Source organism: Agromyces mariniharenae (assembly GCF_008122505.1).
In the GTDB taxonomy this organism is placed as follows: Bacteria; Actinomycetota; Actinomycetes; order Actinomycetales; family Microbacteriaceae; genus Agromyces; species Agromyces mariniharenae.
On sequence record NZ_VSSB01000001.1, the window covers coordinates 1,396,706 to 1,415,291 of the forward strand.

The window sequence follows — 18,586 nt, forward strand, 5'->3', positions numbered from 1 at the left end:
CGTTCGAACGGTCACCGTTGGCTACGGTTGTGTCCAATCGGTGTCCACGCGTGGATGCACTACGACGTCCGCGAACCACCGCCTCCTCGGTGCCGCGGATCGTCGGCTCGTGTTGGACGCCCGGCAATCGTGAACGGGTAGCCGTGACGACGGAGGCTTTGCCCAATCGTCTTGCAGAGCTCGGACTGTCCGAGCGCGCCTCCCGCTGACCACACCGGCGCTGCGGGGCCGCCCAGCTTCGATGGGATGGAGAGCTCGAAGCAGCGGTCATTGCTGAAGAGCACCATACTGACGGCGCTTCCGAACTGTCGAAGCGCGACCGCGTCAAGAGACTCCTTCCGCCAACTCTCAAGGAGTTCTCCCCGCCGATCGATGACGAGGATGCAGCCGTCCGCGACGCCCACGAACGTGCGCGTGAACGGGCTCGGCCCGAGGCCGTAGAGGTCCACATCGCTGCGGTTGGCGACCATCGCAGCGCGTCGATTGAGGTTGGGAACGACCGAGAGAACAACGGCGCCACCAATCCCCACTGCCACCATCAGGAGACCAGGACCCGGGATGCCAAGCCAGACGACCACATTGCCGTCAGAACCAGCGAACCAAGAGAAGACCGCACCCGCGAGCAGGAAGAACGCGATCCAGAAGAGACACGCGACGAGGTACCAGTTTCTGCGCGTACGGGCGAACAGCTCGTTCGAATCAACCTCGAAGCGCGAAGATGGCTCCGGCCGGTCACCGCTGCCGAGCACGAGGAACCTCAGTCGCTCGGCCGTCAACACCGTCCACCAGGCCTGCAGAATCCGTCACCATTGACACGCCCGATGGTGACGGAATGGCCTCCAAGATCGTAAATGCCGCCCGTGGACCACACGGTCACGAAGACCGACTCAAGCTCGACGGGCCGAGGTCGTTCGATCTTCACCTCGCGAGCCTATAGCGCAACGCGACGGTGGACGCCTTCGTCCATAGATCCAGCCATTCGGAACACTCATTCAGGGAGGGGACGAAGCAAGCGAGGCTGTTCAGAGCGACGTGGATCACTCGGAGCGGGTGCGATGGGTGGTGTTGCTACTGGGCTGTACTCTTCGTGAGTGCCACTTGCCCCGCTGCTCCTGCTGTACTTCATCGTGGTGGTGGGGACGCTGATATTCCTGATCTTCTGGACGATCGGGCGAGCACGCCGGCACGGTGCCACGGCAGTGATCAAGACCGTCGGGATCTCGGTCGGTGCTGGTCTGCTCGTTGCCCTTGGGGTGTCCGCATGGGTCATGACGAGCTGGCGGACGCCGGCATCGGTTTCCCCGGAAGAACTGGCCGGGACCTGGACCGGCGAATCTCGTAGCGGAACAGCCACGATCGTGCTCAGGACGGATGGGTCTGCGTCGGTGGATGGGGTACCGTCGGTGGCCGCGTGGAGCATTGACTGGATGGATGACGCCCCCGACCTTCCGGCGTCTTTGTCCGGCGAGGGCACATGGAGGCCATCCCCGTTCGAGGAAGTCGTGCTCACCTGCGCGAACGGCCAGACGCTCAATCTGCAGTGGCAGACGGTCGAGAGCCCGGGTGGTTCGTTGTATCTGCAGTTCATCGCAGGCGACCCGGATTCGCCGAAGTACTACGGCGAGTTCAGTCGTGTAGATCCAGCCCCGACCGCCAATAGAGAACCGAGCTCGAAGTTCGCGTGCTGAGAAGTAACTCAACCCGACTGAGCGGAGACGGCGGGATTTGAACCCGCGGTCCCCTTACGGGGACTCCACCTTAGCAGGGTGGTGCACTCGACCGGACTATGCGACGTCTCCTCGCGATGCACTTGCGCGCACACGCGACAGCCATCATAACCCGCGGATGCCGCGAACGACGATTCGAGCGCCGGCCCCCGCACCGGCATCCGGCGAAGTGACGCGATACGCCCTTCCCGAAGCATGGGAAGGGCGTTTCGCGTCACCTCGGCGAGGAGCCTGCGAGATCCGGAGAGCCCGCGAGGCCGGAGGCCCGGACCGGGCATCGCCGAGCGGACGGCGCAGGGCGATCCGCTACTGGTCGTCGAGCGAGCGGCCCGCCGAGCAACGGGTCTCGGCCGCGGTCTGGCCCGAGACGTCCGAGGGCAGCGCCTCGACCGTCGGCGCCGGCGCGGCCGGGTCGGCGGGGACCCCCTCGGCAGGAGCCTCCTCGGCGGGCACCTCTTCGGCCGGGACCTCGGCGGGCGGGGCGGCGTTGGGGTCGCCGGCCGACGCGAACGACGACGACTCGTTGTCGTAGTTGAACGTCACCGGTCGGTCCTCCTGGAGCGCCAGGTTGACCATCTCGGCGGAGTCGGTCGGCACGACGGCGCTGTAGCCCTCGGAGTATGCGGTCGGGTACTGGATGAACGCGATCGAGCCGAGGTCGGTGTCCTTCAGCGCCTTGGCGATCGAGATCATGCGGGTCGGGTCGGCGAGGCTCGACGAGAGCTGCATGTTGGCGAGCGCCGCCTTGGCGATCGAGTACAGCTTCACCGGGTCGCTCAGGGTGCCGTCGGCCTGCAGCTTGCGGGCGAGCGACGACATGAAGACCTGCTGGTTCGAGATGCGGCCGAGGTCGCTGCCGTCACCGACGCCGTGGCGTGTGCGGAGGAACTGCAGCGCGGCGACGCCGCTCAGGGTGTGGTTGCCCGCGTCGAGGAAGGTGCCGGTGTACTCGTCCTCGATCGGCTCGGCGACGCAGACGTCGACGCCGCCGACGGCCTCGGAGAGGCCGGCCACGCCCATGAACTGCACGATGCCCGCGAACGGGATCGTCACGCCGGTGAGCGACTGCACGGTCTCGACGACGCAGTTCATGCCGCCGTGCGAGAGCACGGAGTTGATCTTCACGCCGTAGAGCTCGTCGAGCGTGCTCGACGGGTCGTTCGGGTCCTGGCAGGCGGGGACGTCGACGAGCATGTCGCGGGGGAAGCTGACGACCGACGCGTTGGTGTGGTCCTGCGAGATGTGCATCAGGATCGTCACGTCGTTGAGGACCGCGGTCTCCTCATCGGGATCGCCGAAGCCGTCGCCCTGGCCGGCGCGGCTGTCGCTGCCGATGAGCAGCAGGTTGACGCCGCCCTCCATCGCGCCCACGTCGGGCACGCCCTCGAGCACCTTCTCGCTCTCGAGGGTGACCGTGGGCTTCACGGTGCTGGCGAGGTCCCAGGCCGCGTACGCGGCGACGGCGGAACCGGAGATCAGGGTGACCGCGACGACGGATGCCGCGACCTTCGCCACCGTCTTCCACGCGCTGTGGGCCTTGAGCCGTCCGTGACGTGCGACCGACGAGGTCTTCGCAGCGCGACGTGAACTGTGACGCAGGTCCTGATTCACCCGATGCCTCTCCTGTCGTGATCCGTGGTCGTGCGCGCGGAGGGCGTGGGATTCGAACCCACGAGGCATTGCTGCCCACTGGTTTTCAAGACCAGCTCCATCGGCCGCTCGGACAGCCCTCCAACCGGCGCGCCGAAGCCCCATGAGGGGCCGCGTCGCACAGGCAGGCCCCGATTCTAGCCGAAGCGCATTCGCACGAGCCTTTCATCCCAGCCTGAGAAGGCGCTGATTCGGGTGCTCCGACGGATGCCGCGAGCCGCACGTTCCCGCACGACGGCGCGACGCGCAGCGGATGCCGCACGTCGTCGTCAGCCGGAGTTCGCGCTCGAGCAGCGCACGTCGGCGGCGGTCTGCCCGGTCACGTCGGGCGGCAGCGCGTCGGCCGGGGGCGTCGTCGGCGCGGCCGTGGCCGGGGCATCCGTCGCCGGCGCCTCGGGGGCGGGCGCCTCGGGCTGCGCGGGGGCGTTCGGGTCGGTCACGGTGCCGAAATCGGCGTCGGTCGTCGCGTTGGGGTCGAGGGCGACCGGGTGGTCGGCGACGAGTGCGGCGTTCAGCACCTGCGCCGACTCGGCGGGCACGACCGCGGAGAACCCCTCGGTGTAGACGGTCGGGTACTGCACGAACGCGATCTTCGAGAGGTCGATGTCCTGCAGCGTCCGCGCGATCGACATGAGCTGCGCCGGGTTCTGCAACGCGGTCGACAGCGTCATGTTCGAGAGCACGGCCTTCGCGATCGAGTAGAGCTTCACCGGGTCGCCGAGCGTTCCCGAACCCTGCATGGTGCGCATGAGCGACGCGAGGAAGGTCTGCTGGTTCGAGATGCGGCCGAGGTCGCTGCCGTCGCCGACGCCGTGGCGCGTGCGGAGGAACGCGAGCGCGTCCATGCCCTGCAGGGAATGCGTACCCGGGTCGAGGTGCAGGCCGGTGTAGTCGTCGTCGATCCGGTCGACGACGCAGACGTCGACGCCGCCGATCGCGGTCGAGAGCGCCGCGACGCCGTAGAACTCGACGATGCCGCCGACCGGGATCTGCACGCCCGTGAGCTGCTCGATCGTGGCGGCGACGCACCCGAAGCCGCCCCACGAGAGCACCTCGTTCATCTTCGCCCCGTAGAGCTCGGGCAGCCGTTCGCCCTCGGGGTCGTTCGGGTCGATGCACTCGGGCACGTCGATCAGCAGGTCGCGCGGGAAGCTGACGACCTCGACGTGGCTGTGGTCCTGCGAGATGTGCAGGAGCATCGTCACGTCGTTGAGCACGGCCGACTCCTCCTCGGGATCGCCGAAGGCGCCGTCCTCGGGCCGCTTGTCGCTGCCGACGAGCAGGAAGTTCAGCCCGCCCTCCATCGCCCCGATGTCGGGTACGTTCTCGAGGATCGTCTCGCTCTCGAGCTTCACGGGCGGCTTCACTGCGGCGGTCGCGAGGAGGTCCACCGCGGCGTAGCCCACGACGGCGGTCGCGCTGACGGCGAGCACGGCGACGACGGCCGCCGCGATCTTGCCGTAGGTCTGCCAGGCGCCGTGCCGGGGCATCCGGCCGTGTCTCGGGACGGCAGGCTCGACGGGCCCCTCCGGTGCAGACCGACCGCTCATCGCGCCCCTCCCGACTCGCTGATGATAACCGGCGAGACCCCGAACGGGCGGGATGCGGGTCAGGGAAGCGAGTCGAGCACCGCCGCGAGGCCGGCGTGGTCCACGTCCTCGGCGGTCTCGCCGGCGGCCGCGCGCACCTCGGCGGGCGCCTGGCCCATGGCCACCGCGCGACCGGAGGCGCCGGCCCACGAGAACATCTCGATGTCGTTGCGGCCGTCGCCGACGGCGATCACGCGGTCGAGCGGAAGGTCGAGCCAGCCGCGCACGCGCTCGAGCGCGGTCGCCTTGCTCACGCCGTCGGGGGCGATGTCGAGCCACGCGGTCCAGCCGATCGCGTAGCTCACCTGGTGCAGGCCCATCTCCTCGACGATGCGCAGGAACTCCTCGAGCTCGTGGTCGGGCGACACCACGACGACGCGCGTGGCGCGCTGGTCGAGCAGCTCGTCGAAGGACACCTCGTGGGCGTTCTCGAGATTCCAGTCGGTCATGCCCTGCGTGTAGAGGCGGTAGCCGTCGGGCAGCTCGACCATGAACCGCCCGCTCGGGAGGAACGAGCGGATGCGGGCGAGCACCGCGGTGGGGTCGAACGTCTCGACGTGCGCACGCGAGTAGCCGCCGGATGCCGCGTCGTCGCGCCGCATCGTGATGGCGCCGTTCGCGCACACCACGAACTCGGGGCTGAGGCCGAGGCGCTCGAGCACGGGCAGCGTCGTCGCCCATGACCGCCCGGTGGCGAGCGTCACCTCGTGGCCGCGCTCACGCGCGGCGAGGATCGCGTCGGCGACCCGCTCGTCGATCGACTCGTCTTCGTGCAGGATCGTGCCGTCGACGTCGAGCGCGACGAGCCACGGCTCCGCGGCTTCTGCGGGTCGGGGGGCCGGCATGCTCATGCGCGCTTGGGCTCCAGCACCTCGAGGCCGCCGAGGTACCCTCGCAGCGCCTCGGGCACCACCACCGAGCCGTCGGCCTGCTGGTGCGTCTCGAGGATGGCGACGATCCAGCGCGTCGTGGCGAGCGTGCCGTTGAGCGTCGCGACCGGCGCCGTCTTCCCGCTCTCGGTGCGGTGGCGGATGTCGAGGCGGCGGGCCTGGAACGTCGTGCAGTTGGAGGTCGACGTGAGCTCGCGGTAGGCCTGCTGCGTGGGCACCCAGGCCTCGACGTCGAACTTGCGCGCGGCGCTCGAACCGAGGTCGCCGGCCGCCACGTCGATGACGCGATAGGTGAGGCCGAGCGACTGGAGCATGTCCTCCTGCCAGCCGAGCAGCCGCTCGTGCTCGGCCTCGGCGTCGGCCGGGTCGACGTAGCTGAACATCTCGAGCTTGTCGAACTGGTGCACGCGGATGATGCCGCGGGTGTCCTTGCCGTGGCTGCCGGCCTCGCGGCGATAGCAGGTCGACCAGCCCGCGTAGCGGAGCGGGCCGTCGGAGAGGTCGATGATCTCGTCAGAGTGGTATCCGGCGAGCGCGACCTCGCTCGTGCCGACGAGGTAGAGGTCGTCGGCGGGCAGGTGGTAGACCTCCTCGGCGTGCGCGCCGAGGAAGCCGGTGCCCTGCATGATCTCGGGACGCACGAGCGTGGGCGTGATGAGCGGGGTGAACCCGTTGGCGATGGCCCGGTCGAGGCCCATGTTCATGAGGGCCAGCTCGAGCCGTGCGCCGACGCCCTTCAGGAAGTGGAAGCGCGCACCCGAGACCTTCGCGCCGCGCGACATGTCGATCGCGTCGAGGAGCTCGCCGATCTCGACGTGGTCGCGGGGCTCGAAGTCGAACGCGGGGATCTCGCCGACCTCGCGCAGGACGATGAAGTCGTCTTCGCCGCCGGCCGGGACGCCGTCGATGACGACGTTGCCGATGCGCTGCATCGCCGACGTGAACGCGGACTCGGCCTCGCTGGCGCGCTGGTTCGCGTCCTTCACCTTCGCGGCGAGCTCCTGGGCCTGGGCGACGAGCGCGGCCTTCTCCTCCTTGGGCGCCTTCGCGACCTGCTTGCCGAAGGCGTTCTGCTCGGCTCGGAGGGTCTCGAACTCGGAGATGGCCGTGCGGCGCGCGGAATCGGCGACGAGCGCGTCGTCGACGAAGGCGGATGACTCGCCGCGCGACTCCTGCGATCGCTTGATCAGCTCGGGGTTCTCGCGGAGCAGCACGGGGTCGATCACGCGAGCCAGTCTAGCCCCGGGCCACCGACGGCTCCGGGCCCCGGGCGGCACCCCTGAACTGGGCTGGACGGCCGATGAGGGCGTGGGGCATCCGCTCGGCTCGAAGCGATACGGTTGCAGCGTGACCGGGGATGCGCATCACGTGGCGGCCGCCGGCGTCGACGGGGCCGGCGGGCAGCTGCGCGCGGCCGTGATCTTCAACCCGACGAAGAGCGGGATCGACCTGCTGCGCGCGGCCGTGAAATCGGCCGAGGAGCGGCAGCACTACGCGCCGTCGCTGTGGCTCGAGACGACCATCGACGACCCGGGCAAGGGCATGGCCCGCGAGGCGATCGCGGCGGGCGTCGATCTCGTGATCGCGGCGGGCGGCGACGGCACCGTGCGCTCGGTGGCAGCCGCCGTGCGCGGCACCGGCGTGCCGCTCGGGCTGGTGCCGCTCGGCACGGGCAACCTCTTCGCCCGAAACCTCGGCGTCCCCGTCAACGACCACGACGACGCGGTGGTGCTCGCCTTCGCCGGCGTCGACCGTGCCATCGACGTGCTCGTGGCCGACATCACCCGCGCCGACGGCACGAACGAGACGCATGCCTCCCTCGTGATGTCGGGCATCGGCATCGACGCGGCCATGATCTCGAACACCAACCCCGACCTCAAGAAGCGGGTCGGCTGGCTGGCCTACGTCGACGCGGGCCTGCGGGCCATCCCGGCCTCGAAGCCGTTCCGGGTCGTGCACCGCACGGATGCCGGTCGCCTGCACCGCTCGCGGGTGTCGAGCATCCTCGTGGCGAACCTCGGCTACCTTCCGGGCAACATCGAGCTCATCCCCGATGCGGAGCTCGACGACGGCAAGCTCGACGTCGTGGTGCTGCAGCCGCGCAACCTCATGGGGTGGCTGCTCGTGTGGCGGCGCGTCACCTGGGAGAACCGCGTGCTGCGCAGGAGCGCGCTCGGGCGGCAGTTCCTCGACCTCACCGGCGGCAGCCGCCGTCGCGAGATCGTCTACTCGCGCGGGCGGTCGGTCGACATCGAGATCGAGGCGGATGCCGAGGAGTTCGAGATCGACGGCGACGAATTCGGCACCGTGGTCGCCGCGCGCTTCCGCGTGGACCCCGCCGCCCTCATCGTGCGCGTCGAGGACTGACGAGCCCGCGGCGGACGGCTCCGCCCCACGGATCGGCGCGGCGGGTCGAGGTCACGCTAGCGGTCGTCGGACCCGGACGCCCGGCGCCGGTCGTGCTCGGCCTCGATCACGCGGTTCGTCACGGCGCCCACGATGATGAAGCCCAGCAGCGCCACCACGCCCACGAGCGTCGCCGGCTGCGGGATCGCGTTGGCGATCTGGATGATGCGGTACTGCGCGATCGCCGCGTCGCTCGGGTCGGGGTTGAGGAAGATCTCCCCGGTATCCTCCACCACGACGCCGATCGCCCAGATGGTGAGCGCGGCCGCGGCGAGGACGATGACCGCCAGCGCGATCGCCGCGGGGTTCCGCAGGAGCCGCGCGATCACGAGGACCCCGAGTGACGACGGGCCCAGCGGATGCCCGTCCAGACGAACATCGCGACGAGCCCGAGCAGGCCGCCCTGGATGAGCGACGGCGCCACGACCCAGCCGACGTACTGGAGCCAGCGGTCGGACTGGTTCACGCCCGAGAACGGGTTGTCGGCCATCAGGCCCGCCCACCAGAACGCGCCGCCCACGACGATCGCGATGACGGCGACGCCCCATGCGGCGAGGAACCACGGCTCGGCGGGCGACGGCCCGTCGTCGGCCTCCGCGAACTCGGGCGGGAAGAGGACGTCGTCCTCGGGATCCGCGGGCGACGCGGACTCCGCCGGCGCCGGCGCCGGCGCCGGCGTGCGAGCGCGATCGGGCGAGACGGACGCGGCGGGGGCCGGGGTCCACGCGGCGGCGGGTGCCGGGGAGCCGCCCGGCGTCGACCGCTCCACGACGGGCGCCGCGGCATCCGCTTCGGGCTCCGCATCGAGGGGCGGCGCGACCGACGCGTCGGCGTCGCCCTCGTAGCCGCGCTGGAACCTGGGGTCGAACCGCGGATCGATCCCCTGCTGCGGCCGCGTCTCGGTCATGCGCTCCCTCCGAAGGCGATCATCGCCACAGTACCGCGCAACGGGGCCGCCGCGGCCGGTCGGCCGGTCGAGTGGCACGCGAACGTGGGGTCAGCGGCGCGTCAGTCGGGCTCGCCGCTGAGCAGCCCGCGCAGCCAGTCGCGCGCCTCGATGAAGATCTCGTCGTCGTACCTCGAGTGGTACGACACCTCACGGCGATCGGCGCGCGGATAGGAGCCGAGGAAGATGACGTTCGGGCTCGTGCGGCGCAGGCCGAGCAGGGCGTCGGCGACGCGCTCGTCGGCGATGTGGCCGTCGAGGTCGACGACGAACCGGTAGCGGCCGAGGGCGTCGCCGATCGGACGCGACTCGAGCAGCGAGAGGTTCACGCCGCGGGTCGAGAACTGCTCGAGCATCGCGAGCAGTGAGCCGGGCTCGTCGTCGGGCAGCTCGACGATGAGGCTCGTCTTGTCGGCCCCCGTCGGCTCCGCGAGGATTCGCGAGCGCGAGACGAGCACGAACCTGGTGACCGCGTTCGGGTTGTCGCCGATGTCGCGGGCGAGCACCTCGAGGTCGAGGTGCTCGGTGATGCCGGGCGGGGCCACCGCGGCATCCGCCTGGCTGCCCTCGAACAGGGATGCCGCGGCCTGCACGTTGCTCGTCGCCGGGATGTGCCCGTGGTCGGGCAGCTCGCGCTCGAGCCAGCCGCGGGACTGCGCGTAGGCCACGGGGTGGGCGTTCACGATGCGGACGTCGCCGAGCGCGGTGCCCGGCCGGGCCACGAGCACGAAGTTCACGGGCACGAGGTACTCGCCGATGATGCGCAGGCCCGGGACGGTCGCCAGCGCATCCTGGGTGGCGGAGACGCCGCCCTCGACGGAGTTCTCGATCGCGATCATCGCCGCGACCGACCGCCCGCTCGTGACGTCGGCGAGCGCCTCCCCCACGTTGTTGACCGAGCGCCAGTGCTTGCCCGCGGCATCGGGCACCTGCTTCAGCGCGGCCTCGGTGAACGTGCCGGCCGGCCCGAGGTAGGAGTAGGTCTCCTCAGGGGGCGTGTGGGCGGCGTCCGTCATGGACGCAAGCCTATCCAGCGGCCTCGGGGGCACGCGCTACGGTCGAAACCGACGGACATCCGAGGCGAGGAGGTCGCGCATGACGACCATCGGGGAACGCGAGGCCGCGCCGGCGCCCACCCCACGGGCGCTGCCCACGGATGCCGAGCGGCTCGCGGCGCTCAGGCGCATGAAGCGGGTGGCGACGAGCCTCCTGCTCGTGGCCGCGGTCGTGTTCGCGGTGTCGTTCGCGCTGCAGGACGAGGTGCCGTGGCTCGGCTTCGTGCGCGCGGCCGCCGAGGGCGCCATGGTCGGCGCGATCGCGGACTGGTTCGCGGTGACCGCGCTCTTCCGGTATCCGCTCGGGCTGAAGATCCCGCACACGGCGATCATCCCGACGCGCAAGGACGAGATCGGCGCGACGCTCGGCGCGTTCGTCGAGCAGGAGTTCCTGTCGGAGGAGGTCGTCGTCGGCAAGCTGCGCTCGGTCGGGATCGCGCGGCGGCTCGGCGAGTGGCTCGGCGTGCCCGAGAACGCCGATCTCCTCACCTCCGAGGCGTCGGTCGCGGCCCGTGGCGTGCTCACGCTCCTCGGCGACGACGACGTCGAGGACGTCATCGAGCAGCTCGCCCGGAAGCACCTGTTCGAACCCGAGTGGGGGCCGGCGATGGGGCGGCTCGGCGCCCGGCTCGTCGCCGCCGACCAGCAGCGCGCGGCGATCGACGCCGTGCTCGAGAAGGCCGAGGCGTGGCTCTTCTCGCACCCCGAGGCGTTCGGCTCCATGGTGTCCGACCGGCTGCCGAAGTGGATGCCGGGCTTCGTCGACCGTCTCGTCGACGACCGGGCGCATCGGGAGGTGCTGGCGTTCGTGCGCACGGTGCGGGCCGACCCGCGGCATCCGCTTCGCGGCGCCATCGACCGCTGGCTGGCCGAGCTCACCGACGACCTGCAGCACGACCCCGCCATGATCGACCGGGTCGAGCGGCTCAAGGCCGACCTGCTCGACAGCCCGCGCGTGCGCGAGTTCGCGGGCGAGGCGTGGGCGAGCGTGAAGGCGACGCTCGACCAGGCCCTGGCCGATCCCGACAGCGAGCTGCGCAAGGGCTTCCGCGCGGCCGTCATCGAGGTGGGCGCGCGCCTCGCGACCGACGAGGAGCTCGCCGCCAAGGTCGACGAGTGGGTGGCGGATGCCGCGGCCTACGTCGTGCGCAACTACCGTCACGAGATCGCCGGCGTGATCACCGAGACGGTCGAGCGGTGGGATCCGCGCGAGACCACCGAGAAGCTGGAGCTGCAGGTCGGCCGTGACCTGCAGTACATCCGCATCAACGGCACGGTCGTGGGCGCGCTCGCCGGGGTCACGATCTACGCGATCGCGACGGGGGTGCAGTCGCTGGTCTGAGGCGCGAACGGGCGCCCTGGTCGGGGAACGGTCCGGAGAACCGTGCGAGCCCTCGTCGGGTGCGGGAGAATCGGCCCATGGCCACGGCCGACACCGTCGGAGCGCCGCACGTGCACCGGCACGAGCTGCTCGCGGCGCTGTCCCGCGGGATCGACCTGTGCATGGGGCAGCCCATGGGCCACACCCTCGGCCAGACCTTCATCTCCCTGGTCCTCGCCGAGCGCGCGGGACTCGACGCCGACGAGCGGCGCGAGGTGTACCACACCTCGATGCTGTCGTGGGCGGGATGCCACGTCGACTCGCTCGAGCAGGCGCGCTGGTTCGGCGACGACCACCGGGTGAAGGCCGAGATCCGGACGGTCGACCTCGGCGACGAGCGGGCGGAGCAGGAGTTCATCGCCCGGCAGGTCGGTGCGGGCCAGCCCTGGCCGCAGCGGCGGCGCACGATCGCCGCCTTCCCCGTCGAGGGCGTTCGGGACACCGAGGCGATGTTCGAGAACCATCGCCACGCCGCGGCGGCACTCGCCGAGGCGCTCGACGTGCCGGTGCGGCTCTGCACCGGCCTCGACCAGGTGTTCGAGCGCTGGGACGGCGCCGGCGAACCCCGCGGCCTGCGTGGCGCCGAGGCGACCTTCTCGGCGCGGGCGGCGAACCTCGGCGACATCGTGATGGCGATCCACCGTGCCGGCGGGGCGGATGCCGCCGTCGCCGTGGCGCGCGCCCGTCGCGGCACGCAGTTCGACCCCGACCTCGTCGACGCGTTCTGCGACGAGGCCGACGAGATCTTCGGCACCCTCGACGCCGTCGAGGCGTTCGACGCGGCGATGCGGGTGTGCCCGAGCCTCGACGACCTGCTCGACGATGAGGCGCTCGACCGGGCGCTCCTCGTGCTCGCGGACTACGTCGACCTCAAGTCACCGAGCTCGCTCGGCCACCAGTCGGCCACGGCGGCGCTCGTCGGCGCCGCGGCGGACGACGTCGGCCTCGGCGCGACGGAGCGGGTGGACGCGCGTCGGGCCGCGCTGCTGCACGACCTGGGCAGGCTGGGGGTTCCGGCCGCCGTCTGGGAGTCGCAGGGTCCGTTCACGCCGGCGCAGACGCAGCAGATGCGGCTCCACCCCTACCTCACGGAGGCGATCCTCGAGCCCTTCCCGAGCCTGCGCGCGCACGGACGCCTCGCCTGCCTGCATCACGAGCGCCTCGACGGCTCGGGTTATCCGCGCGGGATCTCGGCTCCCGAGATCCCGCCGGCCGCTCGACTGCTGGCGGCCGCGGACCTGTACGCCTCGAAGGCCCAGCCTCGACCGCATCGTCCGGCCATCCCCGCTGCCGAGCTCCCCGAGGTGCTGCGTCGCGAGGTCGGCGAGGGTCGGCTCGACGCCGAGGCCGTCGAAGCGGTCCTCGTCGCCGCGGGGCACCGCCGTCACCGTCGGCGGGAGTGGCCGTCGGGCCTCACCGAACGCGAGGTGGAGGTGCTCGGCCTCGCCGCCCGGGGCCGCTCGACGGCGGAGATCGCCGCCCTCCTGCACGTCTCGCCGAAGACGATCGGCAACCACCTCGAGCACATCTACACGAAGACCGGCGCACGCAACCGGGCGACGCTCTCCGTCTTCGCGATGCGGCACGGCCTGCTCGCCGACGAGCCTCCTTCGAGGGTGCGCGACGGAGATGGGGAGTTCACCCCATGAACCGGCTCGATCGCCGGTCCTAGCCTGAGCGCATCCGCTGCTCCCGTGGCGGGGAATCGAGGCCGATCATGGCACTGCCGGAGGTCGCGCGAGCATCGCTGGTCGGTGAACTGCGCGCACGAGTGCGAGGAGCGGTGATCGACCGGGACCACCCGGAGTACGACGCCGCCAGGATGGTCTGGAACGGCCTGATCGACCGGCATCCCGAGGTCGTGATCCGGTGCGCCGACCTCGACGACGTGGTCGCGTGCGTCGACGTGGCCCGGACCCACCGTCCGGTCGTGTCGATCCGCGGCGGCGGGCACCAGGTCGCCGGCAGCGCCGTCTGCGACGACGGGATGGTGATCGACCTCTCGCGGATGCGGGACGTGATCGTCGATCCGGTCGCGCGCACGGCACGGGTGCAGGGCGGTGCACGATGGGCCGACGTGGATGCCGCGACGCAGTCGTTCGGGCTCGCGACGCCCGGCGGCGAGGTCTCCGAGACCGGCGTCGCCGGGCTCACGCTCGGCGGCGGGCTCGGCCTGCTGCAGCGCACGCACGGCCTGAGCTGCGACAACGTCGTCTCGATGACCGTGGTGACGGCGGACGGCGCGGTGCGCACGGCGAGCGCCGACGAGAACGCCGACCTCTACTGGGCGCTGCGCGGGGCGGGCCGCGGACTCGGCGTCGTCACCGAGTTCACGTTCGCGCTGCATCCGCTCGGTCCCGACGTCGCCGCGGCCGCCTTCGCGTATCCGGCCGAGGACGCCGGGGCCGTCTTCCGCGCCTGGCGGAGGCTGGCCTCGGAGGCGCCGCCCACCATCGCTCCCCAGTTCGCACTGTGGGCGCTCCCGCCGTTCCCGGGCCTGCCCGACGAGATCGTCGGCGTTCCGGTCGTCCTCGCCCTCGGCACGTACATCGGCGAGCCCGCCGACGCCGCGCCGGTGCTGGAACCGTTCGCGCACCTGGGCGCGCCGATCCTCGACCTCAGCGGCACGAGTACCTGGGTCGAGGCGCAGAGCGCATTCGACTTCGCGCTCCCCGACGGTGGCCGCTACTACTGGAAGTCGCACTTCATCGACGAACTGGACGACGAGACCGTCGACCTCGTGGTCGCGCACGCCGCTCGGCGGCCCGACCCCCGCTCGGCGGTGATCGTGCGGACCCTGGGTGGCGCGATCGACCGGGTCGGCGCCGACGAGACGGCCTTCGCGCATCGCGGCACGCGGTTCAACGTGAGCGTGGACGCGATCTGGAGCGAACCCGGCTTGGACGACGGCTCGATCGCGTGGGCGCGAGGGCTCTGGAACGCGCTCGAGCCGGCCTCCCGCGGGATGTACCTGAACTTCGCCGGGCTGGGAGAGGAGGAGGGCGCCGTGGACGGTCTGACCCTCGGCGAGCACGAGGAGCGCGTCCGGCGGATCCGGCGCGCCTACGACCCCGAGGGGGTGTTCGAGGTCGCCGCGGCCCGCCCCTGAGCACCCGACTCGAATCGGATCCGATACGAGGTCCGCGCACGCCGAGCGTGCTCTGGCGAAGACGCCCGCACCTCGGTATGGTCCGATCCATGACCCCGTCCATCGGTGTGGATGGTCCGGCGTCCGACGCGTTGCTCGCGGTCGGACGGTTCTTCACGCGCTGGGACGAGACGCCCGACCATCGCGCGGCGTTCCTGCAGGGAGGCCGCCAGGGCGACGCGTTCTACCGAGATCGCTGGAGCCACGACAAGGTGGTCCGCTCGACCCACGGCGTCAACTGCACGGGTTCGTGCTCGTGGAAGGTGTACGTCAAGGACGGCATCATCACGTGGGAGGCCCAGCAGACCGACTACCCGAGCGTCGGGCCCGACCGTCCCGAGTACGAGCCGCGCGGATGCCCCCGCGGAGCCGCCTTCTCCTGGTACACGTACTCGCCCACGCGGGTTCGGTACCCGTACGTGCGGGGCGTGCTGCTCGAGGCGTACCGGGAGGCGAAGGCGCGACTCGGCGACCCGGTGCTGGCGTTCGGCGAGGTGTCGACGAACCGCGAGACGCGCCGCCGCTACCAGCAGGCGCGCGGCAAGGGCGGACTCGTGCGCGCCACCTGGGCCGAGGCCGTCGAGCTCGTCGCCGCCGGGTACGTGCACACGATCAAGGAGTACGGGCCCGACCGGGTCGCGGGCTTCAGCCCGATCCCCGCGATGTCGATGGTCTCGCACTGCGTCGGCACCCGGTTCACGCAGCTCGTCGGCGGCGTGATGACGTCCTTCTACGACTGGTACGCCGACCTGCCGGTGGCGAGCCCGCAGGTCTTCGGCGACCAGACGGATGTCCCGGAGTCGGGCGACTGGTGGGATGCCACGTACCTCATGATGTGGGGCTCGAACGTGCCGGTCACCCGCACGCCCGACGCGCACTGGATGGCCGAGGTGCGCTACCGCGGCACGAAGGTCGTCACCGTCAGCCCCGACTACGCCGACAACACGAGGTTCGCCGACGAGTGGCTGCCGTGCCAGGCCGGCACCGACGCCGCGCTCGCGATGGCGATGGGGCACGTGCTGCTGAAGGAGCACTACGTCGACCGGCGCGTGCCGTTCTTCGTCGACTACTCGCGGAAGTACACCGACCTCCCGCACCTCGTCACGCTCGTCGAGCACGGCGACGGCGGGCTGGTGCCCGGCAAGTTCCTCACCGCGGCCGACCTCGACGCGGCATCCGCTGCGCCCGAAACTGCGCCCGAGGAGGCGTGGAAGACCGTCGTGCTCGAGGCGGCGACGGGCGAGCCGGTGGTGCCGAACGGCTCCATGGGATTCCGGTACGCCGAGTCGGGCGAGGGTCGGTGGAACCTCGACCTCGAGCTGACCCAGCCCGCGCTCTCGGTGCGCGACGCACGTGTCGCCGCCGAGGACGTCGAGGTGCTGCTCCCCCGGTTCGACGCGCCCGACGGCTCAGGCGGCGTGCTCCGCCGCGGCGTCCCGGCCACACGCGTCGGCGACGCGCTCGTCACGACGGTCTTCGACCTGCTGCTCGCGCAGTACGGCGTCGGGCGCGAGGGCCTGCCCGGCGAGTGGCCGAGCGGCTACGACGATCGGGAGACCCCGTACACGCCCTCCTGGCAGGAGGACATCACGGGCGTGCCGGCCGAGGCCTGCATCCGCATCGCGCGCGAGTTCTCGCAGAACGCGATCGACTCGGGCGGCCGCTCGATGATCATCATGGGTGCGGGCATCTGCCAGTGGTTCCACGGCGACGCCACCTACCGGTCGATCCTCGCCCTGCTGATCCTGACGGGCTCGATGGGGCGCAACGGCGGCGGCTGGGCGCACTACGTCGGGCAGGAGAAGTGCCGGCCGATCACCGGGTGGCTCTCGCTCGCGAACGCGCTCGACTGGTCGCGGCCGCCGCGCACCATGATCGGCACCGCCTACTGGTACCTGCACACCGACCAGTGGCGCTTCGACGGCTACTCGGCCGACGCGCTCGCCTCCCCGCTCGCCGAGGGACACCTCGCCGGCATGCACACCGCAGACACGATCGCGCAGTCGGCCCGGCTCGGTTGGATGCCGTTCTACCCGCAGTTCGACCGCAACCCACTCGACGTCGCCGACCAGGCGGCGGCGGCCGTCGCCGCCGGCGCGGCATCCGACCCAGCGTCGTACGTGGCCGGGGCCCTGGCCGACGGGTCGCTGCGCACCGCCATCTCCGACGTGGACGCCCCCGAGAACTGGCCGCGCCTGCTCACGCTGTGGCGGTCGAACCTCATGGGCTCGTCGGCGAAGGGCAACGAGTACTTCCTGAAGCACCTGCTCGGCACGCACAGCAACGTCATGGCATCGGACGAGGCGGCCATGCTGCCGCGCGAGATCGCGTGGCGCGACGAGATCCCCGAGGGCAAGCTCGACCTGCTCGTGTCGGCCGACTTCCGGATGACGTCCACCACGCTGCTGTCGGACGTGGTCTTCCCCGCGGCGACCTGGTACGAGAAGCACGACCTCTCGTCGACCGACATGCACCCGTTCGTGCACGCCTTCACCCCGGCGATCGACCCGCCGTGGGAGGCGAAGAGCGACTTCGACCTGTTCCACGCGATCGCGCGCGAGCTCTCGCGGATGGCCGAGACCCACCTCGGGACGCGCAAGGACCTCGTCTCCGTCCCGATGCAGCACGACACGGCCGGCGAGACCGCGCAGCCCGGCGGGATCGTGCGCGACTGGGCCCGCGGCGACGTCGCGCCGCTGCCCGGCAGGACGATGCCGGTGTTCGCCGTCGTCGAGCGCGACTACACCGCGATCGCCGACAAGCTCGCGACCGTGGGGCCGCTCGCCGAGAAGCTCGGCTTCACGATCAAGAACGTCACCTACGACGTGTCGCACGAGGTGGACCGGCTGGCGAAGGCGCACGGCGTGCTGCCCGACGGCCCGGCCGCGGGGCGCCCCGCGATCGACACCGACGTACGGCTGGCCGAGGCGATCCTCTCGTTCTCGGGCACGACGAACGGCGAGCTCGCGGTGCAGGGCTTCCGCACCCTCGAGAAACGGGTCGGCAAGCCGCTCGCCGACCTCGCCGAGGGATCGGAGGAGAAGCGGATCACGTTCGCGATGACGCAGGCCGCGCCCGTGCCGGTGATCACCTCGCCCGAATGGTCGGGCTCCGAGACCGGCGGCCGCCGGTACGCGCCGTTCACCGTGAACATCGAGCGGCTGAAGCCGTTCCACACGCTCACGGGCCGCATGCACTTCTACCTCGACCACGACTGGATGCGCGACGTCGGCGAGGCGATGCCGATCTACCGGCCGCCGCTCGACCTGCACCGACTGCTCGGCGAGCCGAAGCTGGGTTCCGACGGCGGGCAGCAGGTGGTCGTGCGCTACCTCACCCCGCACTCGAAGTGGTCGATCCACTCGGAGTACCAGGACAACCTCTTCATGCTCTCGCTCTCGCGCGGCGGGCCGACGGTGTGGATGAGCCCCGCGGATGCCGCGGCGATCGGCGCCGCCGACAACGACTGGGTCGAGTGCGTCAACTCCAACGGCGTGCTCGTCGCCCGCGCGATCGTCTCGCACCGGATGCCGGAGGGCGTCGTCTACGTGCACCACGCGCAGGAGCGCACGATCGACGTGCCCAAGTCCGAGGCGACCGGCCGGCGGGGCGGCATCCACAACTCGGTGACCCGGCTGCTCGTGAAGCCGACGCACCTCATCGGCGGGTACGCGCAGCTCTCGTACACGTTCAACTACCTCGGCCCGACGGGGAACCAGCGCGACGCGGTGGCGACCATCCGGCGCCGCAGCCAAGAAGTGACGTACTAGGGAGGTGACCTGCTGATGGATGCA

14 protein-coding genes and 2 tRNA genes are annotated in these 18,586 nt (G+C 71.1%); 6 read left to right on the top strand and 10 right to left on the bottom strand.

The annotated features are described in order from the left end of the window. Window positions 1-59 precede the first annotated feature (59 nt). On the bottom strand, window positions 60-749 hold the full coding sequence (locus FYC51_RS06400; RefSeq protein ID WP_148732782.1) for a hypothetical protein: 690 nt from the start codon (window positions 747-749) through the stop codon (window positions 60-62). 342 nt (window positions 750-1,091) lie between these two features. Between FYC51_RS06400 and FYC51_RS06405 the strand changes: the two genes are divergently transcribed. Further along, on the top strand, window positions 1,092-1,688 hold the full coding sequence (locus FYC51_RS06405; protein WP_148732783.1) for a hypothetical protein: 597 nt from the start codon (window positions 1,092-1,094) through the stop codon (window positions 1,686-1,688). Between the two features lie 22 nt (window positions 1,689-1,710). Here the strand turns inward: FYC51_RS06405 and FYC51_RS06410 are convergent. The 6 genes from FYC51_RS06410 to serS all read right to left on the bottom strand — a co-directional run bounded on the left by FYC51_RS06410 (window position 1,711) and on the right by serS (window position 7,082). Further along, window positions 1,711-1,799 (bottom strand) — tRNA-Ser (locus tag FYC51_RS06410). A 234-nt stretch (window positions 1,800-2,033) separates the two neighbouring features. Continuing rightward, window positions 2,034-3,338 carry an LCP family protein gene (locus FYC51_RS06415; protein WP_238476241.1) on the bottom strand — a complete coding sequence of 435 codons (1,305 nt, stop codon included), beginning with the start codon at window positions 3,336-3,338 and terminating at the stop codon, window positions 2,034-2,036. A 37-nt stretch (window positions 3,339-3,375) separates the two neighbouring features. Further along, a tRNA-Ser gene (locus FYC51_RS06420) sits at window positions 3,376-3,460 on the bottom strand. A gap of 186 nt (window positions 3,461-3,646) precedes the next feature. Further along, on the bottom strand, window positions 3,647-4,867 hold the full coding sequence (locus FYC51_RS06425) for an LCP family protein (RefSeq protein ID WP_187432518.1): 1,221 nt from the start codon (window positions 4,865-4,867) through the stop codon (window positions 3,647-3,649). 119 nt (window positions 4,868-4,986) lie between these two features. Continuing rightward, complete coding sequence (locus FYC51_RS06430; protein ID WP_148732786.1) at window positions 4,987-5,811, bottom strand: HAD family hydrolase; 825 nt, start codon at window positions 5,809-5,811, stop codon at window positions 4,987-4,989. Window positions 5,812-5,813: 2 nt separating this feature from the next. After that, window positions 5,814-7,082 carry a serine--tRNA ligase gene (gene serS, locus FYC51_RS06435; protein WP_148732787.1) on the bottom strand — a complete coding sequence of 423 codons (1,269 nt, stop codon included), beginning with the start codon at window positions 7,080-7,082 and terminating at the stop codon, window positions 5,814-5,816. A gap of 121 nt (window positions 7,083-7,203) precedes the next feature. On the opposite strand from serS, the gene FYC51_RS06440 reads away from it, so the two are divergent. Next, window positions 7,204-8,223, top strand: a complete 1,020-nt coding sequence (locus FYC51_RS06440; RefSeq protein ID WP_238476242.1) for a diacylglycerol/lipid kinase family protein — start codon at window positions 7,204-7,206, stop codon at window positions 8,221-8,223. 56 nt (window positions 8,224-8,279) lie between these two features. On the opposite strand, the gene FYC51_RS06445 is transcribed toward FYC51_RS06440, so the two are convergent. The 3 genes from FYC51_RS06445 to pheA all read right to left on the bottom strand — a co-directional run bounded on the left by FYC51_RS06445 (window position 8,280) and on the right by pheA (window position 10,224). Beyond that, on the bottom strand, window positions 8,280-8,591 hold the full coding sequence (locus FYC51_RS06445) for a hypothetical protein (protein ID WP_148732788.1): 312 nt from the start codon (window positions 8,589-8,591) through the stop codon (window positions 8,280-8,282). Beyond that, window positions 8,588-9,169, bottom strand: a complete 582-nt coding sequence (locus FYC51_RS06450; RefSeq protein WP_148732789.1) for a hypothetical protein — start codon at window positions 9,167-9,169, stop codon at window positions 8,588-8,590. Before FYC51_RS06450 ends, FYC51_RS06445 begins: the two co-directional genes overlap by 4 nt. Window positions 9,170-9,270: 101 nt before the next feature. After that, a complete protein-coding gene (gene pheA / locus FYC51_RS06455) occupies window positions 9,271-10,224 on the bottom strand; it encodes a prephenate dehydratase (RefSeq protein ID WP_148732790.1) in 954 nt (317 codons plus the stop codon). 79 nt (window positions 10,225-10,303) lie between these two features. Between pheA and FYC51_RS06460 the strand changes: the two genes are divergently transcribed. The 4 genes from FYC51_RS06460 (at window position 10,304) to FYC51_RS06475 (ending at window position 18,562) form a co-directional block, all read left to right on the top strand. After that, on the top strand, window positions 10,304-11,605 hold the full coding sequence (locus FYC51_RS06460; protein ID WP_148732791.1) for a DUF445 domain-containing protein: 1,302 nt from the start codon (window positions 10,304-10,306) through the stop codon (window positions 11,603-11,605). A 77-nt stretch (window positions 11,606-11,682) separates the two neighbouring features. Beyond that, the gene (locus FYC51_RS06465; RefSeq protein ID WP_148732792.1) at window positions 11,683-13,293 is read left to right on the top strand and encodes an HD domain-containing phosphohydrolase; all 1,611 of its coding nucleotides are present in this window, start codon (window positions 11,683-11,685) and stop codon (window positions 13,291-13,293) included. Between the two features lie 134 nt (window positions 13,294-13,427). Beyond that, window positions 13,428-14,753: an FAD-binding oxidoreductase gene (locus FYC51_RS06470; protein WP_222863209.1), complete on the top strand. Its 1,326-nt coding sequence runs from the start codon at window positions 13,428-13,430 to the stop codon at window positions 14,751-14,753. 89 nt (window positions 14,754-14,842) lie between these two features. Continuing rightward, window positions 14,843-18,562, top strand: coding sequence for a nitrate reductase subunit alpha (locus FYC51_RS06475; protein WP_148732794.1), 3,720 nt, complete (start codon window positions 14,843-14,845; stop codon window positions 18,560-18,562). Window positions 18,563-18,586 lie beyond the last annotated feature (24 nt).